Below are 26257 nucleotides of genomic sequence, written 5' to 3'. Positions count from 1 at the left end.
TACTATGCTTGAAACACTACCTTTGCCGCATCGCTCCCCTCAAATACATACCAACGAGGGTGGAATCCAAAGATGTGTTCATAGTCCTCCAGACGACCAATATAACTTGGAAGTGCTTGTTTACTCAAGAGGACCATGATATTGCCGCTGAACCCGTTGGAAACCTGGACCGATCCAAGGCACCCATTGAGTTCACCTGCTCTCTTGGTGAGCCAGTCTACCTCGGGGCAGGTTACCTCCAACAGATCCCGAAGCCCAGCCTGAACCCGATTCATCACTTTCCCATACATTCCTGCATCTTTCTCAGTGAGCAAGGAAGCAGCATCATTGGTGAGTCGAGACTCCATCAGGATATATTCACAAATATGGCGATCTTCCTCCTCCAAGGGCACCACACGGCCGGTAAGGTCACTCTCAGGGAAGTCCCGCATGAAACCACCGCTTTTATACTCATCCAGTTTCTCAAAAGCACGTTTGATAGCCTTTCGCTTGCTTCTAATCTCTTCACGCATTGCATTAGGGGAAATCTTACTGTCCACTATGATAGCAACATATTCATCATTCTTGTTGGTGAAGGGGAAATGCAACTCTTTGTAGGTTACATGCTGCAGATCATAATAAAGAACAGTTTCTTTCTTTCCATTGAGCATGGTAAGAAGATCGCTGATAGAACAGACTTCGCTGTTGAACGTCGTACATGCCTGATATGCAATTCTGATCTGGGAGGAGAAACTAAGCTTAAGGGCGAGCAAAGCATCAAGTGCGAGGCAAGTTCCAAGCGAACATGCGGTACTCACCATTTGAGTATCAGCATGCAAGAGACTCCCTTCTACAGTTATGTTCATTCCCGTAAATTCAGTCCCTTCACTTGCAAGAACCGAAAAAACCGCTTTGAGAAAATTCCCCCATCGGTCCTCTTTTCTATACTTGATATTGTTCAAGGAGAAGCGCTTTCGATCATTGAGCGTTGGGTTGTACAGCCTCACCATTTGATCATTGCGGTAAGAGACCGCTACGTACAATGAAGAGGAATCGGTTCCCACCAAGGACCATCCAAGACACGCATCCGCATAACTACCAAGCAAGGTACATGTTCCAGGTACCTGCGTAATCACCAGCGGAGAATCGCCGTATTCCTTGATGTGTTGTTTTCTGATGTTGTCCATGCCCCAACCTAATTTTTATGGCTCAATTTTAGGATACTTGTCGGCATAATGCAACAAAAAACCTACTTTTGTATAATTCGGGACTCGTGCATTTCCCCATATGACCAACAAATGCGTGAATCGGAATCCTAAACTTGCAAAAAACCCCCTTTCCTGGGTACTCCAAAAAAGAGGGTCTCTCGTATCACTATACAGGATACAGAATCTGATTAGTCGTTCAAACCATAGCGCTTCTTGAAACGTTCAATACGACCGGCAGTATCAACCATCTTCTGGGTTCCAGTGAAGAAAGGGTGACAAGCGGAGCAAATTTCAACTTCAAGATTCTTTGCAGTGGTCTTGGTTGTGATTACATTGCCACATGAGCAACGAATTTCTTTCAGTTCATAACGGGGATGAATTCCATCTTTCATTTAGGGTCCTCCAAGGATATGTGTTCTGCTGGCTGTAGGCAGCAGACAAGTTTCTCTACATCTGTTCCTGGTCTCTAGTACGCTGCCGAATTCGCGGGAATACCGGTGTTGATAGAACGCAAGAATGACTCATTATCCTTTGTCTTCCGGATTTTGTCAATGAGGAACGGAGTCATCTCCTGATCGTCCATATCATTGACAGCATTACGCATGAGCCAGATTCTGGCAGCCTCGTCAGAAGGTAACAACAGGTCTTCACGACGGGTTCCACTCTTCTTGATGTTGATTGCCGGGAAGAGTCGCTTGTCGGCAAGACGGCGATCCAGAATAATTTCGTTGTTACCGGTACCCTTGAACTCTTCAAAGATGACCTCATCCATTCTGGAACCTGTCTCAATCAAACCAGTGGCAACTATAGTAAGGCTCCCCCCGAATTCAATATTTCTGGCAGCACCAAAGAATCGTTTGGGTTTGTGCAACGCATTAGAGTCCACACCTCCACTGAGAATCTTGCCACTCGCAGGAACTGTCTGGTTGTAAGCTCGTGCAAGACGAGTGATGGAATCAAGAAGTATGACAACATCCTTCTTGTGTTCAACCAAGCGTTTTGCCTTTTCGATAACCATTTCTGCAACCTGCACGTGTCTGCTTGCCTGCTCATCAAACGTGGAGGCAATAACCTCTCCTTTGACATGGCGGCGCATATCGGTCACTTCCTCAGGTCGTTCATCAACCAGAAGGACCATCAGAACTACTTCAGGATGATTCGTACTGATAGAGTTTGCAATTTTCTGCAGGAGCACCGTCTTACCGGTACGGGGAGGAGCTACGATCAAGGAACGTTGGCCCTTTCCAATCGGGCAGAACATATCAATAATCCTTGTCGACATATCCTCTTCAGCGGTTTCCAACTTAAGACGTTGATCAGGGAACAGAGGGGTCAAGCTGTCAAATGGTACACGCATTTTTGCCGTAATCGGCTCATCACCATTGACCTTCAATATCTTCAAGATGGCAAAGAACCGTTCATTTTCACGAGGTGTCCGCACTTGACCGAAAACAACATCTCCAGTCTTCAGATACAGACTCTTGATCTGTGCGGGGGAGATATAAACATCTTCCAAGCCTGAAAGATAACTGTTTGAGGGGGAACGCAGGAACCCAAATCCATCTGGGAGGATTTCCAAGGTACCAGTTCCTACAATCACTCCACCACTGGAGGTGTGCAATCGAAGAATTTCTGCAACGATTTCCTGCTTGCGTAAATCAAGAATGGTATCTGCATCCAATCCTCGTTCCAGACCTACCTTGCGAAGTTCATCAATGGACATGGTGGTGAAATCTTCGAGAACCAAGACCGGAGCTTCTGGATGTTCTTCAATATTCAGGTCATTGGAAGGTTCATCCTGATGGCTCGGCCTTCCTCCCCTGTTCGAACCAAAGCTTTGGCTCTTTGGATAGGACCCTTTTGGATGATTTCTGTTCTGGGTGTTTCGGTTGTTTCTATTGTTGTAGGGTTTACGATGGGTTTGGTTTTGGTTTTGGTTTTGGTTTTGACCCTTCTGCTCTTGTTTGTACTGGGCAGGAGGTTGGGAAGTATCTGCAGATTGTTCTTGTTTAGGAGCAGGACTTTTCTGTTTCTCCTCAAACTCAAGCTGGGGTTGCTCGGAATCAGAAGAATCTTTTCCCTTTGCAGTGTTCTCAGATTCACTCTTTTTAGGCCTGCCCCTACGTTTTTTAGGCTCAGGAGTTCCCTGTGCTTCCTCTCTCTGGTCAGCCACTTCACTTGTGTTTCCAGGTGCTTCTGCGTTTGCAGGGTTCTTTTTTCGGGTCACTCGCCGCATCGGCTTCTTTACAGATTCCTGTTCAGATGCTACAGCCACGTTGGCTTCATTAAACTCTAATTCTTCGGAAGACATAGGATTAACTCCAACGGAAAAGGGGAAATGTATTGCACCTCATCATATATAAAGGTGCACCAAGTGCCCAGTTCCTTAATTTGTAATACAGAATGTAAGAATATGCGGAATTGGAACGTATTTTTCTATAATTCTTTCCGCTGTTTGGTTCTTTAAATATATTGCCACTTCTTGACAGTGTCAAGCAAGCAGGCTCCTTTGATGTATTGGGTTGCAAGAATTAATGCCATTACAGAGGCTCTCCTTCTTACCGAATCTCTCCCGTAGGATGCAATATGTACCTTTACTGCTGTACTCTCTCGAGTTTTTGAGGCAAACCCAAACCATACGGTTCCTACTGGTTTCTCAGGAGTACCACCATCAGGTCCGGCAATTCCACTTACCGAAAGCGACCAGTCACTGCCAGAGGTCCGTCTCATACCCTCCGCCATCTCCAGTACACAAGCTTCACTGACAGCACCTTCCTGTTCCAAGGTTTCGCTTCTAACTCCAAGCAGTTGCTTCTTCGCTTCATTGGCATAACTTGCAACACCACCCCAGAACCATGCAGAACTGCCAGGTTGATCTGTGAGTAATTTGGCAATGTATCCGGAGGTACAGCTTTCAGCTGTGCTGATTGTCTCTCCTCTCTCTTCAAGTAACGTGGTAAGCAACGTTGTGGGTTGGACGTCACCATCAACCACCAGGCACGCTCCCACCAATGACCGAAGGCGATTGGCCATCTCTGTTCTATCAGCTTCACTTCCATCTACAAGATACAAACTTATCTTCAGATCCTGGAACCGGGTGCCCCACTGCATCCCGTTGAAAGAAATAGATTTGCAAAGCTCTTCCAGTTTTGATTCAGGGATGAGAAATGTAGAATACTCGCTTCGGGAAAAATCATCATGCCCAATCAACTGGGCAAGCCAGGGAATCACCTGGTCGAAGAACATGGGATTCATCTCCCTAGGGGGACCCGGCATTGCCACACAAGCAATCTGGCGTTCTCCATTGGGTATGAAACCCTTGAATCCAGGAGCTGTCCCTAACGGGTTTGGAATGAGTTCAAAGCCTTGGGGAATCATGGTCTGTTGCTCATTCGCCCCCCAGATTCGCTCCCCTATTCGTGCATGCAAGGTATCGAACGCCTCCCGGTCACGGACCAAGGGGACTTTTGCCAAATTGGCAACAATGGTTCGGGTCATATCGTCACTGGTGGGTCCGAGCCCTCCGGTCATCACCACCAGATCGCAATTATCAATGCAGTCCCTAAGGACATCCCCGATGGTTCCGTCATCAGGTACAAGAACCATTCGATCAACTCGATAACCCAGCTGGGTCAGCTGACTTGAGATGACTTGGGTGTGACGGTCTGCAATAACCCCGCGAGTCAATTCGGTCCCGATGATAAAGAGAGCAGCACTGGTATAGGTCATTATGGTTTCTGCCTGTTGTTGGTAACATATCGATACAGACGATACAGCGCACCTCCGACAAGAAGTATGGCTGAAAGATAGACGGTCAGATATGCGAACCAATCTACATACCGGGTATAGAAGGTAGTCCCATGAACTTCCCCACTGTATACCGGTACATCATACATATGATAGCCAACCGTAAACGGTGCCATCGGGTCAACAATCTTACCCGTAACATCAATAACACAGGTCATCCCACTATTGGTGCCTCGAACCGTGGTTCTTCGATTCTCAATGGATCGGAATACAGCTAATCCGAGGTGTTGCATTTCCGCAGGAACAGCTTTTGACCATCCATCATTGGTCATGTTGACGATGACATCAGCCCCATTGGAAACAAAGTCGGCGTTCAAATACCCAAAGACATCCTCAAAACAGATTGGAGTAGAGAACTTCACCCCTTCCTCAGTTTCAAAAACCACTGGGTCATAGCCGGTTTCCCACCAGTTGTAATCATTTGCAAGCAGGAGATTATAGAGCCATGGCAACTGTTTCTCATAGGGGAAGTGCTCGGTGAAGGGCACCAAGTGCTGCTTTCTATAGGTATTTTTGATTCTTCCATCCTCAAAGAAGATTACGGTATTGTAATCGGTTCGGTTCCAAGAGCCATCTTCACCAAGAGCTGGCTTGCTGGGATCTTTAATGACTCCTTCAGGATTACCGGTTACCAAAGGAATGGGAAGCGACTTGCCGAATTCGACAAACTCCTCCACCAAGGCTGAAGTTGCTGGGTCAGAAGGATAGTTCTCATGCCAGGCAACTGATGGAACAAAGGCTGTTTCGGACCAGAGAATGATATCAGGGTCTTCTTTCAAGGCTTCCAGACTCATCTTGCGCAATGTGTTGAAGTTTCGCTTGTAGGTGGTGTACCCACCCTCCCAAGTATCTGCACTATGCTGGATGGTAGCTACACGCCACGTTTTATCAGGTTCCTGAGCCTTCCAGTATGCCATGGAAGCAAACCCAAAGATCAAGGTTGCCAGCAGGGCTGCCCCATATGCAATGATGAAAGCAATGTGTTCCTTCAGGTATCCCTTCAGGGAATACTCCCTGTCATGGTACCAACGGTACAAATATACCCCAAGAAAAGTCTGCGGCATCACCAATATGAAGGTGACTCCCCAGATACCAAAGATTTCGGAAATCTGAATGAGGGGAAGATAGCGATACACTGCTGAGCCAAGGGTCCCATAGGGATATCCCGCAAACCAGTCCTGGCTCAAATAGGAGTAAGCAACCCATATCAACGCCTCAACCAAGTATCCATATTTCTTGAACAGCTTCTGGGCTGCCTTGAGTACGGGGAAGAGCAGGAGCATCTCCCCGCCCTTGATAATGGGAACAATCAGAATGGCAAGCGGGTGAAAGGTCTTGAGCCAGTAATTAAAGAAAAGATAGAACATGAACCCATAGAAGAATCCATAGATTGGAGTCAACTTCCAGGTTGTGTTCCTGATTACCGCAAATACAGGTATCAGAGCAAACATTGCGACAAACCCGATGCCGTTGGCCGACAAGAGACCAGGGAAGGCAATTGAGTAGATAAATGCCGAAACTAATAACACGAGAACCTCAGAACAAACCGTTCTGAGGTTCCGTCTTGCATGCAAGTCAACCAAGAGATCTTCTCCTAATTATCAAAAGCGTAGAAGGTTATTCCTTCTCCGGCTTGTTATCACGCAAATCCCACACATAGTCCTTGAGTTCTTTGCCTGGACGGAAAATGGCAACTCCATGTGTTTCGACGGCAACAATGGCGCCAGTCTTTGGATTCCGCGCTCTCTCACGGCCCTTACGAGTGCGAACCTCAAATGTTCCAAATCCACGAAGCTCAATGACCTGATCATTCCGAAGACCTTCTTTCACTTCTTCAAAGAACTCGTCGATGATTGTGTGGATGTCGGCCCTATTCAGTCCATGCTTCTCATGGAGACTCTCGATTATGGCTGCTTTTGTCAACTTTGGTCCTGCCATGGTTACTCCTTAAACACGTTCTATACGCATGTATACACACCGATTAACAATCGATATGCTCATCATTCTGACTGGCTGATTATACAGCAGCCTGGTTGGTCATCTTATTGAAACGGCTCTGCAATCTGGATTTCTTGCGGTTGGCTGTATTGTGGTGGATGACACCCTTTCCTGCAGTTGAATCAAGCAGTTTGAGACTCAAAGCCAAAGCTTTAGCGGCAGTTTCTTTGTCCCCAGCGACTACAGCGGCATCAAATTTCTTGATTGCAGTGCGCATTGTGCTCTTTGTTGCGCGGTTTCTCATTTTCCGGACTTGGTTCTGTCGCTCTCTTTTTTCAGCAGACCTGTTAATCACGTAATACCTCCAAACATATTACCTTGAATACGTATTTCATTTATTAAAATTGAGGCCGGCAACAAAGTACCGACGGTCTAAAAACATATCACAGTCTATAAAACGGGTCAATACAATGCTTTACTTCAATTTGACAAAAATTCGTTTGCAAACTCCTTCTCGAGCTCCCATCGCTTGGTGTCAATATTAAAAAATACCGCATTTTGCGGGATGGTAAACATTCTCCCCTCACTTCCACTGAGTGTGATACGTTTCGACAGTATGTTGACTTCATGAACTTTCATCAAGTCATAACCAACCTTTAATTTGCTTCCTTCTGGTGGATAATTGCGTTTTTCCTCGACATAGAAATCATACTCATAGGAAAGACAACAAAGCAATCGACCACAAGGACCTGAAATTTTCATGGAATTCAGCGAAAGATTTTGCTCTTTGGCCATCTTGATGGAAACAGGATCGAGTTTGTCAGTCACACCATGACAACAAAAATCGCGCCCACAAACAGCTAGTCCCCCAAGCACACGGCTTTCATCACGAACCCCGATTTGTCTCAGTTCGATTCTGATACGGAACACTGAAACCAAATCTTTGACCAATTCACGGAAATCCACCCGTACATCTGCAGTGAAAAAGAAAATGATCTTCGGCTCTCCAAGCAGAAAATGGGCCGTCACCAGCTTCATATCAAGCTTGTGGTGAGCAATTTTCTCTCGGCAGATACGCATCGCCTCATCTTCTTTGGCTGATTGCTCTTGATACCGACTCAAATCCGAGGGGGTTGCCAAACGGTCAATCCACACCACATCCCCTGAAATTTCAACTTCTCCGGGTTCTCGCTGTGGATTGCACCCTGCACAGGATTCACATGGATCCTCATCTTTCTCAAGTGAGTAGGAAGGAAGTGCTTCCTCTGGATCTCCAGCATGGAATGCTTCCCGTTCATCCTTGGGAAGACAGTCCTCTGCGTGAAAACATGCTGCTCTCGGCTGGTCACATCCAGACTCGTAGGACTTACCAAGCTGGTCTGCAGCAGAGATAATGATCCCAAGATCAAGTCCATAGCGAGTGGGCGCAACTACTGAGGTCCCTGGATACAACACAGAGTCCCAAGCACAGATGCTCATCTCATTTGAAGAAGGGTTTTTAACCAAATATATATAGCCTTGTGATGGCCGGTTCTTCTGGACTCGGCTATCGGCACTCGTTCGTTCTCGTTTCATCTATATCCTTTGCCATTTGATCATAGCACTGCAGTAAAGCTACCACGTCAATAATAAATTGTCAAACTCTCGACATATGTATATAACTATTTTACTGCATATGAGTTACAACGTTGACGGTTCATATTGCCCATGCTATAGTGGACCCATCCTTCACACAGGCTTGTCAGCTTCTCAAGGAGTCGGTATGCAACTGTTTGACACGCACGCCCACATAGGGTTGATACAGGATGACAAAATGGAGCAACTGCTTGCTGTCCAACTTGCAAAAGTCAAGTCGGTCAAGCATGTTGTGAGCATTTGCAACAGCCTAAGCGATTTTGAGAAAACCTACACCAATTTGGAAAGTGCAAAGGATGTATTCCATGCAGTAGGGGTCTCCCCTACTGAAGTCGCCCACCCAGGTCATGACTGGGAAGAGCGCGTCATCGCCCATGCAAAAAAGAAACGTATCATCGCCATCGGTGAGACGGGACTCGATTATTACCATATGTTCGGAGGTGACAAGACCGCGCAGATAGAGTTGATGCTCAAACATCTCGAAATTGCCAAACATCTCGATCTCCCGGTGATCATACACAACCGAAATGCGGGAGAAGACCTATTGCCCATTCTCAAGGAAAAGCTTCCCCCAAAGGGTGGTATTCTGCACTGTTTTGGAGAAGACTGGACCTTCGCTCGACGAGCATTGGATATGAATCTCACGTTCTCTTTTGCAGGTAATCTAACCTTCAAGAACAGTAGGATGTTGCAAGAGGTGGCTATACGCCTTCCTGAAGACCGAATAGTCATCGAGAGCGAAGCCCCTTTTATGACTCCTTACTCCCACAAGGGAGAGCGAAACAAAATTCACTATATCCAGGAAACGGCAACCGTTCTTGCAGCACTGAGGCAAACATCTCTTGAAGCTCTCTCCCAAACACTTTATGATAACAGCCTCAGGGCTTTTGCCCTTCCGAAGGATATATGAACGAAGAGAACCTCTATCACCCTGTAACGATTGGATCGACAACGCTCGGTGGAAACCTGTTCCTTGCCCCACTTGCCGGGTATACGGATATTCCATTCAGAACGCTCTGCATTGAGGAAGGAGCCGATTTCACCTACACAGAGATGGTCAGTGCGGAAGGCCTTGCACGAAAAGGCCAAAAAACGCTGGCACTCATGGGACGTGCCCAAAATGAAACAAAGTACGCAGTTCAACTCTTCATGGGGAACGCTGACTCGCTCAAGGAAGCCTTGGAGCAGCTTCAACCCTACCAGCCTGAGGTTATTGACATCAATTGCGGGTGTCCCGTTCCCAAGGTCACCAAGACTGGAGCTGGTTCGGCTATGATGAAACAGCCCAAGCTTATCACTGAAATAGTTCACATCATCACAGAAGAGACGGATATACCTGTATCGGTTAAGTTAAGAACAGGCTGGGATGCACAGAGCGAGAACTTTCTTGAGTTTGCACAAGCTGCCCTTGATGGAGGGGCAAGTGCATTGACGCTCCATGCACGAACCCGCAGCCAGGGCTATGCACCGTTTGCTGATTGGAGCAAGCTCACGGAACTCAAGCAATACACGGTTCAGCATGGCTATGGGATTCCAGTCTTTGGTTCCGGGGATCTCTTCAAGGCGGAAGATGCCAAGAGGATGCTTGAAGAAACCGGTATTGATGGGGTGATGTTTGCCCGTGGGGCCATTGGCAACCCGTTCATCTTCTCCCAGGCAAAAGCTATCTTGCAGGGAAAGGAACCTGAGCCTATCTCTATAGAAATGCGGAAAGCAGCCATTCTACGACATCTGGACCTCATGATCGACGCCTTTGGGGAAAGGACAGCCTGTACACTGATGAGAAAACATACTTGCAGTTATCTGAAAGGAATTCCCAATACATCAACAATAAAGCAAGCTGTAGTACAAGCCTCCAGACGAGAACAGTATCTTGAAGCTCTCAGTCCACTTGTTGACCTGTAATGCGGTAAAATGGTACGTTTATTTGAGCAATCACATCGAATAAGGAAATGCAATGAGAGTATTAGTGTTAGGGTCCGGAGCGAAAGACCATGCCATTGCATGGTGGTTCTCTCAAAGTAGGTTGATTGATGGCTTATATGTAGCACCTGGCAATGTGGGAACAAAGACGATAGCTGTAAATCTGGCCATTGATCCTTCAGACCCTGAACAGGTTTATGAAGCGTGTCAAACGTATGGGATCGACTTTGTATTTGTCGGTACTGAGGCACCACTTTTTACTGGTGTCATTGATTTTCTCAATGAACGGGGGATTGACACGTTCGGAGCACCCAACCGGGCTTTGAAACTTGAAGGTGACCGTAATTTTGCCCGCATGTTCTCCGACCGGCACAACATTCCTACTTCTTCCCACGTTCTGTTTGATGATGAAGAAAAGCTCTCAGAGTATTTGAAACGTCACGAAGGGGAACGATTTGTAGTCAAGAGCAATGCAATTGCACCAAGCAGGATTATGGTAGATTCTTCCGACTATTCCACCTTGATGGATTTCTCCAGAGGGTTGCTTGCCACTGGACCAATCATCCTTGAAGAGCATCTCAACGGGCTTCCTATTACCATTACCCTCTTCTTGGATAACAAAGGATATCTCATGCTTCCCACCTCAAGTGACTATATGAAGGTTGAGGAAGGAGGATTGCCAACCGGTGGGATGGGTTCCATCTGTCCGGTTCCACTCCAAAAAGATCTTAGCCAGGCTCTCGTCGATTCAATCATCGAACCGGTGTTGTTCGGTTTGAAGGCTGAGAAGATGGCATATAAAGGTGTTCTGACTATCAGTGTCATCATCACCAAAAATGGACCAATATTGGTTGATTATCACGTTCGATTCAACGATCCTGCCGCACAGGCATTCGTCCCGCTTATAAACACGGATATTGTCGATATTCTTGATGCAATGAAGCATGATACACTTTCTTCCCTCAATCTTGAGGTTTCCAACCAATCGGCAGTTGCCTTGGTAGTTGCTTCTGAGGGCTATCCCGAGAAACCCATCATTGGAAAGAAACTCGAATCAATGCCCGCTCCCCTGCTTTACAATAGCTTCGAAGGCGCTCCACGTTACTTCTTTGGAGGGGTGCAAGAGTATGAAGGCAAATTGGTTACCACTGGTGGGCGCTGTGTCACTGTAGTAGGAGTCGGTTACAATATCATGAATGCAAACAAGAATGCATACAAAGGTGTCAAACTAGTGAATTTTGAAGGTGCTTGGTATCGACAAGATATTGGAAATCGGTTTTTCGAGAACTAAACAATAAAGCTTTGGGAAAGAAAAAAGCAATGAGACCTCACACCCCACAGTGAAGTCTCATGCCCAACCGTTCCAAAGTCCATCAAGACTGACGGCCACCTCCCCAGGCAGCCGCCAACTTTTCGATTCCCCCCACGCAAAGGGAACGGTTAGAAGAAATCGTCTCAGAACTCCCAGAGAAAGACCGTTGTTAGAAGGAAACACATAAACAAGATCCATCTCTACTTTTATCCTACTCTCAGTTTACCCATGCCGTCAATGAATACCGACATAACCTGTGACATAATTTTTTCAATGTACATTTGCCATTAGAAAGTAAATGTGGTTCCCATGACAACCTGAATATCCCACGACCGTTTAGTAATCGTATTACTGGACTGCAGATACTCTCCAAAAGAAATGTAAGAAATGCTGGAATAGACCTCCCAGCTCTCAATTACTGATGACCTCAATTCTAGAGCTTTCTCTCCTCCAATGGTTGCACAAAAAGATGTGGAAATCAAATCCTGAGAAAACAAGATAGCTCCGTAATCTGTTGTACCTCCGCTACTTGGTGTGTACATATCTATCTCGCCTTTCAAGGCAACTGTAATGGATAGATGTATCGTACCAAAGCGGGGAACATGATAATTTGTATCTGAGAGGAGTATCCAAGCCTTCCTCGGCCAGTGTTAAGCCTAGAGCATCGTTGGACAAATGTCCTTTTCAGAACATCTGACTGACCATCTCCTTCATTGGGGGTACTCGCTCCTTTGCAGCCCCTGGATCATATATATTGGCTAGGATGAGGGAAGAACGATGTCACAAAGGTATATTTAAACCAATCGCTGAAGGTCGTCACACGGGCCATGGTATGGTACTTGAACGAATCACTAACCATCAGGTTGCCAGTCTGGCCTGCCCCCCAACTCAACCTATCTCGACCTATCTGAAAACTCCAATGCTCCCCCCCAGTTGCAACAAAGGCTCTGTAAGGCATATTGAAGTCTAGGTCAGGTATAAGAGATGGAGGAATCATCGGGACATTAGTACCAAATGGTGTAGTACCAAACCCATTTTCCAAAGTATAGGTGTTCCCCACACTCAACTCAGAGTATCCATAGAAAGCACCCCCCGGCCAGGTTTCCAAGCTCACTGCCAGAAGTGGCTTATGATGGATTGCGTCATAGTTCCATGACTCTCTTCCAGTGCCAGTGAAGTAAGGGTGTAGGTCTCCAAAGGTGGTATCAAAGCCCCAGCTGAGGCCCTAATCTTCTATCCACCATCAGGGAAAGTTCAGCTTGGCTGTATGGACCAGTGGTTGAGGGAAGAGACAATCCTTGGTGAATATAGAGTGCTTCAATAGCATCATAGACATCACTATCCAAGCTGTAGACCTCTTGTTGATTGACTGCCCCAAAAATTGAGGCTGACATGAGACACCCTACAAGACAACACACCAGTGCACGAGTTATTCGCATTACAGAGGCTCCTGTTTTATTTGTATTTTCGAAACACCTTCAAGTATACCAAAGAGGTGCCAGAATGGCACCCCTCCTAATTGTACTCCTTACTGCACTTGTAGTTAGCTAAATATCTGTCAGCAACACCGAGAGATCATCGATAATAACCTCCTCCTCTCGATCAGCTGCTGTGACTGCATATGTTGGGGGTTCATAGTTCTCCAACCACAGTGATTGGTCTGCTTCAGGATTGGCTACCAGCGTAGGGATGGAGAGCAGAACCATCTCCTGCATCAAGGGAACTTCGAAAGTCCTCTCAATCGTATACTCTTCCCAATTGGAGTCTGTATAGATAACGGTTACAGAATGCTTCTGCCCAGTCACATCTTCCTTATCACGGTCACGAGCAGCAAGCTCCATGGAATCCTTGTTGTCTATCTGGATCTCCACCAACTGCAATGCCCTGATTTCTTGGCCTCCAACCGTGACGGTTTTGTTGTCGATCAAAACAGTATGCTGTTTACCGATGAAGAACAAAACTACGGCGAATACAAGAATGATGAGAATAGCTACGAAACGAAACCAAAAGGTTCTTGTGAGGGCTAGTTTCATTGCAGGGCCTCCTGATCAGCTGCAAGCTGCAAGCCAACGTAGTGTTGGTCTCGTTTCTTGCGTACCTCGTAGAGCACCAAGGAGATAGTAATAACACCGTAGGAAACGAATACACGGAAGTACTCTCCAAGCTGTGCCTGTCCAATCAAGTTTTTCCCAGCCATGGGGCTGATAATAAACATCAAGTGGAACAGAATAACTCCCAAGAATACATTACGGATATTTGCCTTGCTGACCGATGCACCACCAACAAGCAGTGCGGCAACACTGAACATACCTATCTGCATATGACTGTTGTAGGTATTCAAGGTCCCAATATTCTGGAGGTAGAGAATCATACCATAACCGGCAAAGACCGTGGAGATGACAATAGAAATGATACGGGTGTGCTCCACCTTGATACCTGCAGCTCTCGCCACTTCCATATCCTGACCAACGGCACGCATGTCCTGGCCAAGCTTGGTCTTCTTGAACCAGAGGATGAACAAGCAGAGAACAGTGATAACCAGCAAGGTCGCCAAAGGAATGGGAATTCCAAAGAGACGGATCAGAAGAAGATCATCAAGCGCCCTTCTGATACCAATCAGGTTGACGGTATTGCGGATGCCATACCCACGTGGCAGCAACAGTGCATTGCTTCTCACCGGTATGACTGCACCCATCCCATAGAGTACAACCAACTGATAGATACCATTCATGAAGAAGCCGATGATATAACTTGTCACCATCTCTCGACCTCTAGCCATGTTCAAGATTTTTCCACACCACCATCCTAGTAAAACGGAAATCGGGGTGGAGATAATCATCGCCAGAATGATACCGGGAATCCCTACAATGCCCCAGTCACTGATCAGAATAAGCCCAATCTGGCCTGCCATAGCACCAAGGGTCATTCCAAAATTCAATCCCATGCCAGCGAGGATAGGAATTAGGAGACTGACAATCAAGAACGAGTTTCTTGAGATTCTGATCACAATCTCACTTGCAAGAAAGTTTGCAGAATACCCACTGAGCGGAATACCGAATGCACATATCACCAAAAACAGTATAGGAACCATATTGTTTCCCATAATACGGAGGAGTTTCTGTGTTTTTGTCATATGGAGTGTCATCGTGTCACCTCCGCTTTTCTTGTCAGAGCGTACAGAATCATACCATTGGAAACAACAATTCTGATAACCTCACTCATGTCTGTATGAATCATGGAATTCATGACAGAAGGCGTCATGGTAACGATGCCTTGGAAGAGGAATGTACCGATTACCACGTTCAGAATGGAAGCCTTATTTACCGAAGCACCTCCAATCAAGATTGCAGATACAGCCGGCAACGCCATGTAGAACGGTCCCATATAGAGCTGGATGAACCCAAAACTCTGTTGGTATACAAGAATGCCGATAGCACCCAGCCATGTGGACATGATAACACTTAACGTCCTGATTTTATCCACATTGATGCCACTTGCACGAGCAAATACTGAGTTGGAGCCAACTGCTGTCATAGCAGTACCTGTCTTGGTATGTAAGAATGCCCAGATGATACATGCTAGAAGCGCGAAGAACAACAACATTCCGGTAGGAATCGTTAGGTGATCGGTCAGCTGAATCGATAGGAAATCGTTGAGTACATGCCGGTAATACCCTTCGGTGGATATGGTAGTACGAAGACCTGTTCCGCTATACCCCCAAACCATGGTGGGATTACTGAAAGGAAGCAGCAGCCACATGATGCACATGAATGCAACACTGGAAAATCCAACATAGGTTGCAATCATCATCTCCCCACCCTTCACTCTATTGAGCAGTTGCCCATACCCCCAGCCAAGAATAACGGCAAAGGGCGTTGCGAACAGAATAGCCAACAGAAATGAGGTTGGTCCTGGGATATTTACTTGCAGTGAGATGGTTGCTCCCAACAGCCCTGCAATGATTCCCAAGGGAAGTCCAAAGTTCAATCCACAGCCACTGTGAATCATGGGAACCATCGCAAGTACCATTACCGCATTCATTCCAAAACGGTTGAAGGTATCCGAGAGACTGGTTCCAATATTTACTCCTACAAAGGGAGCTGTGATAAAAAGCGACAAGAGGAATAACCCGATAATGATACGGGGTAATCCAAATGATTTAACAAGCCCCTTGGCCGAAGAAGTCAGTTGCTGCAGATTCATACGCTCCCTCCTTCCAGTACCTGGCTCTTCTGCCCTATCATCAAGAGACCAAATTCCGCGCTATCGGTGGTGGCGGGCAAGATACCAAAGACTTTCCCATCACTAATGATGGCAACACGGTCGCAGATTGCTCTCAATTCTTCCAATTCACTGGATATCATCACAATAGTTGTCCCATTTTCCTCATTATATTTTCTAAGCGCCTTCAATACCAAGGATTTAGCCCCGATATCGATACCTCTTGTAGGTTCAGATACAAAGAGCAGTTTTGGACCTACTGCAAAAGCTTTGGCAAGACAGACTTTCTGCTGGTTTCCCCCAGAAAGTTCCTTTGCCTTTTGCTTGGTGCTGGTACAACGGATTTCAAGTTGCTTGACATAGGACTCTGTCTCTTCCTCGATTGCAGCTTGATCACGCCATTTAAGCAACCCTCCAAGATATCGCTTCAGGTACTTTTCCTGAATCTGCATTGCAGTGAAGGAGATGTTCCACTCCAAGCTCTCATCGAGTAGCAAGCCTACCCCACGTCTGTCTTCACTGACAAAGGCCATCCCGGCATCCAAGAAGTGTCTGGGATTGTTCAAGGCAATCTCCTTCCCTTCAAAGATGACTTTCCCTCCAGCAGGAAAGAGGCCCATGGCTCCGTTGGGAATTCCAAGTTTTCCTTGCCCAGCCATTCCTCCAATCCCCAGGATCTCTCCCTTATGGACATCCAAGGAGACATCGCGGACAACCTCGCCGGGCATATCCACCCAGAGATTCTGCAGAGAAAGCAGCACTGGGGTATTTTCATAGTCAAATCCCCGTGCTTCTCTTTTTGAGCTCCCGACATCGCGACCAACCATCCAACGAGCAATGTCAGCAATCACAACACCTTGAGAAGGGACTGTCTTGATAATCTGACCATCGCGCATAACCATGATGGTATTACACACGTCAATAATTTCCTGCAAACGGTGGCTGATAAATATGATAGAAATGCCACTTTCGCTCAACAAACGCATAGCCTTGAGCAAGCTGTCAGCTTCCTGTTCTGAAAGTACTGCCGTCGGTTCATCTAGCACCAACAATTTTATGCCTTCAACAACATCGGTTGCTTCCTTGCTCAACTCACGTGCAATCTCAGTGAATTGTTTATGCCCAACCGGCATCTGGGAAACCATCATGTCTTTGTCCAGGGGAACCTTGAGCCTGCCTATGGCCCGCTCAGCAATCTGGTCCATCTTTTCGCGGTCGAGAATATTCAAGCGTTCTCCAAACAGTTCGGAGAAAACAGTATATTTCAGTGGTTCTCGATTCAATAGAATGTTTTCGGTAGCGGTAAAATCAGGCAAGAGTGAAAACTCTTGGTGTACCATCCCAATTCCTTTCGCAAGGGCGTCGATGGGAGAAGAAAATTGCACTTTTTCCCCATTGATTATGATATCCCCACCATAGCCACCAGTCTGATGAATCTCATCCATTCCAAAGAGAATCTTCATCAACGTGGATTTTCCAGCACCATTTTCTCCTACCAACCCCAAAATCTCTCCCTTGTTGAGAGAGAAATTGATGTCAGTGAGTACTTTGTTTCCGAAAAAATCCTTGCTGATGTGCTTCATCTCCAGCAAAGGTACTTCGTTCTCATGCATCTCTTTTATATCCTTCAAAACTTGGTTATGACTCTTGTCTGCCCAAACAACAGTCATACCCACGTTGCTGTTGAGTTAAAATATATCGCTATAAAGGGGGAGAGTGTCACTCTCCCCCTATGTTACGATTACCGTACCTTATTTAATGGCAAAATACTTCTCGGGAACGATCAAATCTGCGTTACCCATGTAGCCCTTACCCATCATGTAGGTATCTTGGTAGATGAGGACATGGTTTCTTGCACGAACGCCAGTGTTGACGTCGGTATAGAAAGAACCATTCCACTTAGCACCAGGAGTGTACTTACCATAGGCCTTCATCAGGTCGGAAAGCTTAAGCAGTTCGCTTTCACCATTGAGAACGTTGATCGCATGCTGTCCAAGACCAGCGGTAGTGGTATAACCATAGGAGTATGCCCAGGTACCAAAACGTCCTGCACCGCCCTTTGCAACAACAGAAGCTTCAACCTTTGCAAGAATGGCTTTGAAATCACCAGCTTCGGAGGAAAGGTCAATGCCCAATGCTCCAGGATATCCCATGAGAGGACTTGGCAGGTCAGCTTCAATGAAGTAACCACCATAGGTCATCAGTTGCTTGAGCAACGGCTCGGTATGGGCATCGTTAGTGCAGAAGAACGCTGCATTCTGGCCATAGGTTTCAATCCAGGCGGGAACTTTCTCAAGAATGTACTGCTGAGCACCAGCAACACCTACGTCGGAAGTCGGGTCGGGAGCGGTCTCCATGACAAACTTCATACCAAATTCTTCACAAGTAGCACGCATGATTGCAACACGGCGGCTCATGGTCTCATAACTGAGATGTCTTGGGAAAGAGATGTGCACGAAGGTGTCACAACCAAGTTCGTGAGCAGTGCGGATGATCAAGTAGCCACGAGCAACAAAGTCGTTGTTGACTGCAAGATCTGCTGCACTCTGGATGACACCTGGATCCTCATGTGCTTCACCAGCAATGGTGAGGATGTCAGGTCTTCTTTCCTTGATTCGGCGGAAAGCCTCAGTGGTTCCAGGAATTGCCTGGTTTACGATGATGGCTTTCATCTTCGGGTCATCAGCAAGACCACTGATAACACTGATAGTGGTCTCAGCTTCATCCATGAAGTTGTCAGGATAGGTCACGTGCTGGATTTTTCCACCGTCATTCACTGAACCATATTCTTCCATAAGACGTTCTGCACCACGCAGATCATCTTCTGACTGGGATACGGTTCCGGTTACGATTCCAATGTGGAAGTCGCCGGCAGCAGGAGCTGCTGCAGGAGCTTCCTGTGCACCCTGAGCAAACAGGACCCCTGAAACCAACAGAACACAGAGAACAAGCGCTAAAGACTTTTTCATTTCTACTTCTCTCCTTAATCGGGATTTTTCCTAATCCTTATAATACGGAGAAGATGGGCCTAGCGCAAGAAAAGATTGTTTATTTATACAAGTTTCTGTAAATTTACTGCATAGATATGAAAAAATACACTTTTTAGGGGGTATCTTAGGTCGATATATCCAATGTGTCTACACCTATTTTGTTGCTTGCTGCCTTCTCACTTCATAGAGGAGTATGCCTGTAGCAACGGAAACGTTCAAAGAATCGATATGACCAGTCATAGGAATTGAGACCATATGGTCGCAAAGGCGCTGGGTCAGCTGACCAATTCCCTTCCCTTCATTACCCATGACCAACACAGTTCGATTAGGGAATGTAGTTTTATAGACTGCCTGACCATTCATGGCTGCCCCATAGACCCAGAAGCCCTGACTCTTCAGGTACTCAATCTCACGGTTGATGTTAGTCACCTGTGCCATCGGAACATAATGGGCAGCCCCAGAGGAGACCTTGATCACCGTGCTGTTTGCATGGGCACTCCGTCTATCAGGAACCACCACCAAGGATACAGAGAATTGGTCTGCCGAGCGGAGGATTGCTCCAAGGTTTTGCGGGTCGGTAATTTCATCAAGCACCAGAATCAGTGCACTGTCATCATCGTGAAGATTCTTACAAAAATCCTTTACAGAAAGATTCTGAACCTTTCCACCCAGCTCTTGTGCAGAACTCACAAGATCCAGAACAGCACCACGGTGGTCCGCTTGACTTACCATACGGTCCATCTCAACCTTTGCAATCTTCTTAACCACAACTTTCGAACTCAGTAGAGCTTGCCGTTCCAAATCTTGGGTATGCCCACCCATTCCCCTGGCGATGTAGAGCACCGACCCTGAGGAAGCCTTCTTCAGCCCCTCTTCTATAGCATGAAAACCAATGATTTTTTCACCCATGCAATGCTCCTATGCATTACGCTATAAAAGGGCTACCAACCATGGCAGCCCAATTCACTACGCTTCGAAAGGAACTGGATTGGGGGATTCGTCCTCACCCAATGCAGCACTTAATTCCTGCATCAGCTTCTTTGCCTTCATTCCCAATCGCTTGGGAATCTGGACCTGTAGCTTGATGTACATATCACCCCGGTCATTTGTATTGAGTTTGGTAACTCCCCGACCCTTCACTCGTAGCATTTTGCCGCTCTGGATTCCAGAAGGAATGTTCACCTTGATGGAATTCCCATCAATGGTAGGAACCTTTATCTCCCCGCCTAGTGAGGCCTGTGTTATTGATATAGGTATCTGGCAGAAAAGATCATAGTCTTGACGAACGAAATACTTATGGGGTTTGACAGTGATATATACATACAAATCCCCGGAAGGTCCCCCATTGGGACCTGCATCACCCATTCCTCTCAGTACAACTCTGCTACCGGTATCCACACCAGCAGGGATGGCCACTTTCACCTTCTGCTGCTTTCGTTTCAAGCCAGTGCCATGACAGGATGAACAAGGATTCTCAATGACATGACCGGAGCCTCCACAGGTCGGACATGTACTAGCAATTGCAAAGAATCCACTGTTCCGTCTGACTTGTCCTGAACCATTACAGGTAGGACAGACTTTGGTTCCAGAGCCTCCCTCGCTTCCACTTCCATGACAAACATCACATGCTACTTGGTGGGAATATGCTACTTCAATTTTCGTGCCGAAAACAGCATCCTTGAAATCGACGTCCACATCATACCTAAGAGAGGATCCTGCTTCCGGACCTCGCTGGCCACTCCTGCCTTGAGCTCTGCCACCACCACCTCCAAAGAAGGAGCTGAAGATATCCTCAAAGCCACCACCACCAAAACCACCACCAAAGATGTCGCTGAAATCACGGTACACGTTGGAGTAGTCGTGACCACCACCATTGGCTCCATCAACTCCTGCAAAACCGTATTGATCGTACATCTTGCGTTTCTTTTCATCACCAAGGACATCATATGCTTCAGTTGCTTCCTTGAAGCGGTCCTCGGCTGCCTTGTCTCCCGGATTACGGTCTGGGTGGTTGGCAATTGCCAATTTGCGATAGGCCTTTTTAATTTCGTCTAGTGTTGCAGTCTTTCCAACTCCAAGCACTTCATAATAATCACGTTTCGCCACGGTGCGACTTCCTTAGAACAGATTGGCTTTAGAAACATCATGTCGGCCGAAGCCGACATGATGGTAAGCCGTTCACTATAGTACCTTGTAATCGACTCCTTAGTCTACGACTTCAAAGTCAGCATCTTCGACGCCATCCTTAGGCTTCTTGGTCTCCCCGGTTGACTCCTGGGAGGAAGAATCCTGTGCCTGCCCTTCCGCGCCTTCAGCACCGGAAGCAGCACTCTGCTTGTAGACTTCCTCAGCCAGCTTGTAGGAAGCTTGCTGCAAAGTCTCGACTTTGGCCTTAATCTCTTCTGCAGTTGCGCCTTGGTTGTCCATGACGCCCCTGAGGTCTGCTACAGCACGTTCGATAGTAGCCTTATCCTCACTACTGATCTTGTCACCATAATCCTTGAGGGATTTCTCAGTGGAGTAGATCAAGCTGTCAGCTTCATTGCGGGCATCAATACGGGCACGTTCTCTCTTGTCCTCTTCAGCGTGGGCCTCTGCTTCTTTGACCATCTTGTTGATCTCATCTTCGCTTAGTCCGCTGGAGGATTCAATACGAATCTTCTGTTCCTTACCGGTACCCAGATCCTTTGCAGAAACGTGCACAATGCCGTTAGCATCAATGTCGAAGGTAACCTCAATCTGAGGTACACCACGTGGGGCAGCAGGAATACCGACCAAATCGAACTTTCCGAGTGTCCTGTTCTGGCTGGCCATCTCACGCTCACCCTGCAGGACATGAATACTTACTGCAGTCTGACCATCAGCGGCTGTGCTGAAAATCTGGCTCTTACGGGTTGGGATTGTCGTATTACGCTCGATCAAACGGGTGCAGACACCACCAAGCGTCTCAATACCCAAAGAGAGCGGAGTAACATCCAACAGAAGGACATCTTTGACAGAACCACCAAGGATACCACCCTGGATAGCAGCTCCCATAGCCACTACTTCATCGGGGTTAACTCCCTTATGAGGTTCTTTCTTGAATAGCTCTCGAACCATTGTCTGTACTGCTGGAATTCTTGTGGAACCTCCAACCAGAATGACCTCATCAACATCAGCAGCACTCAGCCCTGCATCACGAAGTGCATTCTGTACAGGAAGTTTGGAGCGTTCAATCAGGTCGGCAACCAGTTGCTCAAACTTCGAGCGGGTCAAGCTCATCTGCAAGTGCTTCGGGCCGCTGCTGTCAGCGGTGATGAACGGCAGGTTAATATCAGTACTTGTTGAGTTGGAGAGCTCAATCTTTGCTTTTTCTGCTGCTTCTCTCAACCTCTGCAAGGCCATCTTGTCAGCAGCCAAGTCGATTCCATTGGATTTCTTGAACTCACTCACCATCCACTCGATAATTCGCTGGTCAAAGTCGTCACCACCAAGGTGTGTATCACCATTCGTAGATTTTACTTCGAATACGCCATCACCAAGCTCAAGGATAGAGATATCAAATGTACCACCACCTAGGTCATAGACGGCAATTTTCTCTTCACGAGTAGCGTCCTTGCCCAAACCATAAGCCAATGCAGCTGCAGTCGGCTCATTGACGATACGCTTAACATCAAGACCAGCAATCTTACCAGCATCCTTGGTAGCCTGTCTCTGGGCATCATTAAAGTATGCAGGGACGGTGATAACGGCCTCAGTGACCGGTTCCCCAAGGTAGTCCTCAGCTGTCTTCTTCATCTTCTGCAAGATTGCTGCTGAAATTTCCTGAGGAGAGAACGACTCTCCACGGATTTCAACTTTTATTTCATCGCCACTTCCAGCGGTTACCTTATAGGAAACCTTCTGGAGTTCAGAAGGAACTTCACGGTATTTTCTTCCCATGAAACGCTTGATGGAATACACGGTATTCTCAGCATTGGTAACAATCTGGTTCTTGGCAGGCTGCCCAACCAGGCGGTCTCCCTTGGCGGTAAATCCAACAACACTGGGGGTAGTCCGCTGACCTTCGCTGTTCGCGATGACCACGGGATCATTTCCTTCCATTACTGCTACGCAGCTATTGGTAGTCCCCAAGTCAATTCCAATAATTCTTCCCATGTTATATTTCTCCTCTCCAAATTAACTATCAAATATTTAATTTCGGGTATCTAGCCCGTAAACCAAAGGTACTCATACCATCACCAATCGTCAAATGTTTGGCTTACCAACCTTTACTTTAGCAGGTCTGAGCACCCGGCCATGCAATTTATACCCAACGGCGTACTCTTCAAGTACTACTTCATGTTCCAGGGAGTCATCAACTGCCACTTGGTATGCTTCATGTTCCAGTGGGTCAAATTCCTTGCCTACAGAATCAATTTTCTGTAGACCCCAGTTTTTTTCCAGAGTGGAATAAAGCTGCTTATTAACCATCACCACCCCATCATGCACTTTTTCATAGTCTTTAGTGGACTCTGCAATCTGAATGGCCCTACCCAGATCATCCAGTGGTTGCAGAAGATCCCTAATCAGGTTTTCATTTGCAAACTTTACCGTCTCTTCCTTGTCACGGATGAGACGTTTCCTATAATTCTCTAGATCTGCACGATCCCGAAGCATTTGCTCCTTCAAAGAGGCAGCTTCCTCCTGTGCAGTAGCAAGCTGTTCTTTTAATCGCACGATTTCCAACTCCTTCTGTTCCAGTTCAGACATTTCCTGTACTTCTTGTTCTTGTGCAGGCTGATTTTCACTCTCCTGTGGGTGAAGTTCTTCTTTCACTTCTGGTTCAACATCAGGTTGTGCGCTTTTGGACTTGCTTTTTTCTTTCTGTTTCTTTTCCATTCCATTCCTCAATTTCCCATATACCCACGAAAGGCGCAGGCACATGTCTATTCACAAGCCCAACCTGCAATTACTTGCAATATGTCAGGCCAAAGGTCTTAATAGTGTATAGCGTAAAGAGTAGCCCACCCCTGGGCTTGCCGATAACATACTCACACCGATGTGTAAGCGTCAAGTAGTTTTATCGTCTTCATCCTCTAAAGAGATTTCTTCCTCATCTCCCTCAGGAACGTATTCGACCCAAGGGGTACGTTCATCCTCCACCTCAGCGACTACCTGGTCCTGTTCCAGGGAAGCAAGTTCTTCCTGTTTTGATTGCAATGTTTGTTCAATACTGTGCAAGGCTTCTTGTTCTTCTGTTAGGTGTAGGGCTAGGGCCTCAAAAGAAGCTGCTTGAAGCCCTTCAGCATGCTCAGAGGCTAATGCCTCGTGCTTTTGCTTCATTACACCCAGCTCACCCTGCAACGCACTAGCCTCTTCCCTCAGATAAAGAATGATTTGCTGAAGTTCCTCTTGCTTGCGCCCACTTTTCCGCAAGTTTTCTGTTGCGCGATCATGTTGCTCACATAGTTTTTGGATTTCATCACTGAAACTATGCAAGCTGTCATATTCCTGTTGTTCCAGCTTCTTGCTTATTGTTTGAGCCTGATCCATCCGCTTTTGCAGTTCCTCAAGATAGGAAGAAATCGTATGAACCATGGTTTGGAACGCTTGGTCAGTCTTGGTTATGGTATGCGTGAATACAGCTTCCATATCGTGATCGCATTGCTGGCTGAATTGGGTTAGAGACTCAGTAACACGGTTCTTGACTTCCTCAATCAAAGATAAGAGACTTTCTTTCTCTGTCATGAAGAACTCCCGGCTCTCTGTCTTTATAGCCTCGTACTGGCTCTTTTGTTCCTGTACATCCTGGAAGGACTGCTCTCTTACAGCTTCCAACTCACGTTTGCTGTTGGTGATGATCTGCTCTGCATCATCCCCGATTTGCCTGATTTTTGCCAATTGTGTGGTCAATACAGAGAGCGAGTCTGCTTCATTGCTCTTCAGTGTCTCTGCATGGGAAGCTACTCGATTCTGGTTTTGCCGTTCGACTTCTTGCACCTCTGCTTCATATTCCTGTAACGTAGCATAGGATGCATCAAGAAGTTGCTTCACCTTCAGCTGTTGTTGGCTGATGGAATTGGTACTCTCTTCAACTGCATCCTGGAGCATCCGCTTGAAGGCTTCTATACGTTCATCAAATTGTTTGATTGTTGTATCAACGGCCTCGATACGCTGAATTTCATTCTTTGTATGCGCTATACGAGCTTCAATCTGTGTGGTGGTTGTTCCCAATTTGGTGAGTGAATCGCGATATGTATTGAGAACATCCTGCAATTTTGCAAGATCATCACTCCTCACTTCAAGTTCCGTCATCTGGTCTTCTATTCTAAGCATCATCTGGTTGGCAGCATCGATTCGGTGGTTGATCCGCTCTTCCACTTGCTGGGAGGTATCCTTGAACTGATTACGCGATGCTTCCAGTTCCCGAGAAAACTGCCCTACCTTCTGTTTCATGAGATCCAGACGTCTATCACGCTTATCCTCGACACGGAGCATATAGATAATGATTAACGTGATGATAAACAGGATTACCGGAAGCAAAAGCTCAAGTCCCATAGAGAAACCTCCTACCAGAACATCCTCAGAGTACCAGAGAAGCAAACTCCTTCCAAGAGCTTACCACTAGGTCAGCCTCAGGGAAGCTTTTGTATGTAGCCTTGGTAATCAGACAGGAATGCATCCCTGCTCGCTTTGCTCCCTTGCAATCCTTGGAGTAACTATCACCCATGTAGAGTACCTGGTCAGGATCCACCAGTAAGCGATCAAGCAAGAAATTGAATGCCTTTGCACTCGGTTTCAAGTATCCACTCGCCTCTGCACTGTAGGCACAGTCTACCAGACCATCAATGCCAAGTGCCTGCAACTTACCAGCAACGGGAAAATCACTGAAAACAGCTATCCTCACCCCTTGGGAAAGCACTTGCTCAAGTGTCTCAACCATTTCCGGATACGCCTTGATACTCATGAAAGAACGTTCCCAAGCCTGATAAAACTGCTTGTCAACAGCAGCCTTAACCTGGTCAGTTGTTTTATTCCCCTTGAGACGGGAAGCTACAAGCTGAGCCTGACGATCCAGAAATCCCTCTCGATTTTCAGGAGTAGTAGGGTACATCTCCTGCACCCTACGATACTCCTTTCTTGCCCAGTTGAAAGCCTTGGCAAGAGAAAGGGAGGGAACCATGGAACGAACCATTCTTGCATTGAGCATCCTTTTAGGATACAGCGTCCCATCAATATCGAGTGCGAGAACCTTGATACCTTTCTCTCCAAGATACCCCATT

23 protein-coding genes are annotated in these 26257 nt (G+C 46.7%); 3 read left to right on the top strand and 20 right to left on the bottom strand.

The window, feature by feature from the left end; translation table 11 throughout:
* Window positions 1-2: 2 nt before the first annotated feature.
* The 8 genes from DYP60_RS03440 to DYP60_RS03405 all read right to left on the bottom strand — a co-directional run bounded on the left by DYP60_RS03440 (window position 3) and on the right by DYP60_RS03405 (window position 8507).
* A complete protein-coding gene (locus DYP60_RS03440; RefSeq protein ID WP_117329487.1) occupies window positions 3-1166 on the bottom strand; it encodes a galactokinase in 1164 nt (387 codons plus the stop codon).
* 209 nt (window positions 1167-1375) lie between these two features.
* Window positions 1376-1579 carry a 50S ribosomal protein L31 gene (gene rpmE / locus DYP60_RS03435; protein WP_117329486.1) on the bottom strand — a complete coding sequence of 68 codons (204 nt, stop codon included), beginning with the start codon at window positions 1577-1579 and terminating at the stop codon, window positions 1376-1378.
* Window positions 1580-1653: 74 nt separating this feature from the next.
* The gene (gene rho, locus DYP60_RS03430; RefSeq protein ID WP_117329485.1) at window positions 1654-3498 is read right to left on the bottom strand and encodes a transcription termination factor Rho; all 1845 of its coding nucleotides are present in this window, start codon (window positions 3496-3498) and stop codon (window positions 1654-1656) included.
* 152 nt (window positions 3499-3650) lie between these two features.
* Window positions 3651-4916 carry a nicotinamide-nucleotide amidohydrolase family protein gene (locus DYP60_RS03425; RefSeq protein ID WP_117329484.1) on the bottom strand — a complete coding sequence of 422 codons (1266 nt, stop codon included), beginning with the start codon at window positions 4914-4916 and terminating at the stop codon, window positions 3651-3653.
* A complete protein-coding gene (gene lnt, locus DYP60_RS03420) occupies window positions 4916-6577 on the bottom strand; it encodes an apolipoprotein N-acyltransferase (RefSeq protein WP_117329483.1) in 1662 nt (553 codons plus the stop codon). Before lnt ends, DYP60_RS03425 begins: the two co-directional genes overlap by 1 nt.
* A 34-nt stretch (window positions 6578-6611) precedes the next feature.
* Window positions 6612-6932: an HU family DNA-binding protein gene (locus tag DYP60_RS03415; RefSeq protein ID WP_117329482.1), complete on the bottom strand. Its 321-nt coding sequence runs from the start codon at window positions 6930-6932 to the stop codon at window positions 6612-6614.
* Between the two features lie 79 nt (window positions 6933-7011).
* A complete protein-coding gene (rpsT, locus tag DYP60_RS03410) occupies window positions 7012-7287 on the bottom strand; it encodes a 30S ribosomal protein S20 (RefSeq protein ID WP_117329481.1) in 276 nt (91 codons plus the stop codon).
* Between the two features lie 125 nt (window positions 7288-7412).
* Complete coding sequence (locus DYP60_RS03405; protein WP_117329480.1) at window positions 7413-8507, bottom strand: PSP1 domain-containing protein; 1095 nt, start codon at window positions 8505-8507, stop codon at window positions 7413-7415.
* A 187-nt stretch (window positions 8508-8694) separates the two neighbouring features.
* On the opposite strand from DYP60_RS03405, the gene DYP60_RS03400 reads away from it, so the two are divergent.
* From DYP60_RS03400 to purD, 3 genes are read left to right on the top strand one after another with little or no spacing between them, the layout of a single operon-like run.
* Window positions 8695-9477: a TatD family hydrolase gene (locus DYP60_RS03400; RefSeq protein WP_117329479.1), complete on the top strand. Its 783-nt coding sequence runs from the start codon at window positions 8695-8697 to the stop codon at window positions 9475-9477.
* Window positions 9474-10472, top strand: coding sequence for a tRNA dihydrouridine synthase DusB (dusB, locus tag DYP60_RS03395; RefSeq protein WP_117329478.1), 999 nt, complete (start codon window positions 9474-9476; stop codon window positions 10470-10472). Before DYP60_RS03400 ends, dusB begins: the two co-directional genes overlap by 4 nt.
* A 52-nt stretch (window positions 10473-10524) precedes the next feature.
* Window positions 10525-11781 (top strand): phosphoribosylamine--glycine ligase, encoded by a 1257-nt coding sequence (gene purD / locus DYP60_RS03390; protein ID WP_117329477.1) that lies wholly within the window; start codon window positions 10525-10527, stop codon window positions 11779-11781.
* A gap of 1226 nt (window positions 11782-13007) precedes the next feature.
* On the opposite strand, the gene DYP60_RS03375 is transcribed toward purD, so the two are convergent.
* The 12 genes from DYP60_RS03375 to DYP60_RS03320 all read right to left on the bottom strand — a co-directional run bounded on the left by DYP60_RS03375 (window position 13008) and on the right by DYP60_RS03320 (window position 26256).
* Window positions 13008-13241, bottom strand: coding sequence for a hypothetical protein (locus DYP60_RS03375; protein WP_117329474.1), 234 nt, complete (start codon window positions 13239-13241; stop codon window positions 13008-13010).
* A gap of 108 nt (window positions 13242-13349) precedes the next feature.
* Window positions 13350-13835, bottom strand: a complete 486-nt coding sequence (locus tag DYP60_RS03370) for a DUF6672 family protein (RefSeq protein ID WP_117329473.1) — start codon at window positions 13833-13835, stop codon at window positions 13350-13352.
* On the bottom strand, window positions 13832-14947 hold the full coding sequence (locus tag DYP60_RS03365; protein ID WP_202384448.1) for an ABC transporter permease: 1116 nt from the start codon (window positions 14945-14947) through the stop codon (window positions 13832-13834). Before DYP60_RS03365 ends, DYP60_RS03370 begins: the two co-directional genes overlap by 4 nt.
* On the bottom strand, window positions 14944-16005 hold the full coding sequence (locus DYP60_RS03360; RefSeq protein WP_117329472.1) for an ABC transporter permease subunit: 1062 nt from the start codon (window positions 16003-16005) through the stop codon (window positions 14944-14946). Before DYP60_RS03360 ends, DYP60_RS03365 begins: the two co-directional genes overlap by 4 nt.
* The gene (locus DYP60_RS03355) at window positions 16002-17636 is read right to left on the bottom strand and encodes a sugar ABC transporter ATP-binding protein (RefSeq protein WP_117329662.1); all 1635 of its coding nucleotides are present in this window, start codon (window positions 17634-17636) and stop codon (window positions 16002-16004) included. The genes DYP60_RS03360 and DYP60_RS03355 overlap by 4 nt, the downstream gene beginning before the upstream one ends.
* Window positions 17637-17774: 138 nt before the next feature.
* Entirely contained in the window at window positions 17775-18992 is a 1218-nt protein-coding gene (locus DYP60_RS03350) for a DUF3798 domain-containing protein (RefSeq protein WP_117329471.1), read from the bottom strand.
* Window positions 18993-19166: 174 nt separating this feature from the next.
* Window positions 19167-19922 carry a 23S rRNA (guanosine(2251)-2'-O)-methyltransferase RlmB gene (gene rlmB, locus DYP60_RS03345; protein WP_117329470.1) on the bottom strand — a complete coding sequence of 252 codons (756 nt, stop codon included), beginning with the start codon at window positions 19920-19922 and terminating at the stop codon, window positions 19167-19169.
* Between the two features lie 57 nt (window positions 19923-19979).
* The gene (gene dnaJ, locus DYP60_RS03340; protein ID WP_117329469.1) at window positions 19980-21119 is read right to left on the bottom strand and encodes a molecular chaperone DnaJ; all 1140 of its coding nucleotides are present in this window, start codon (window positions 21117-21119) and stop codon (window positions 19980-19982) included.
* Between the two features lie 99 nt (window positions 21120-21218).
* Complete coding sequence (gene dnaK / locus DYP60_RS03335) at window positions 21219-23150, bottom strand: molecular chaperone DnaK (RefSeq protein WP_117329468.1); 1932 nt, start codon at window positions 23148-23150, stop codon at window positions 21219-21221.
* A gap of 90 nt (window positions 23151-23240) precedes the next feature.
* Window positions 23241-23873, bottom strand: coding sequence for a nucleotide exchange factor GrpE (locus DYP60_RS03330; RefSeq protein ID WP_117329467.1), 633 nt, complete (start codon window positions 23871-23873; stop codon window positions 23241-23243).
* A gap of 171 nt (window positions 23874-24044) precedes the next feature.
* A complete protein-coding gene (locus tag DYP60_RS03325) occupies window positions 24045-25532 on the bottom strand; it encodes a SpiroCoCo family coiled-coil protein (protein WP_133299273.1) in 1488 nt (495 codons plus the stop codon).
* A 25-nt stretch (window positions 25533-25557) separates the two neighbouring features.
* Window positions 25558-26256 carry an HAD family hydrolase gene (locus tag DYP60_RS03320; protein WP_117329465.1) on the bottom strand — a complete coding sequence of 233 codons (699 nt, stop codon included), beginning with the start codon at window positions 26254-26256 and terminating at the stop codon, window positions 25558-25560.
* Window position 26257: the final 1 nt, after the last annotated feature.

Source organism: Sphaerochaeta halotolerans (assembly GCF_003429665.1).
Classification (GTDB): Bacteria; Spirochaetota; Spirochaetia; order Sphaerochaetales; family Sphaerochaetaceae; genus Sphaerochaeta; species Sphaerochaeta halotolerans.
The sequence above is the reverse complement of the archived record's forward strand: the minus strand, read 5'-3'. Positions and strand labels throughout refer to the sequence as shown.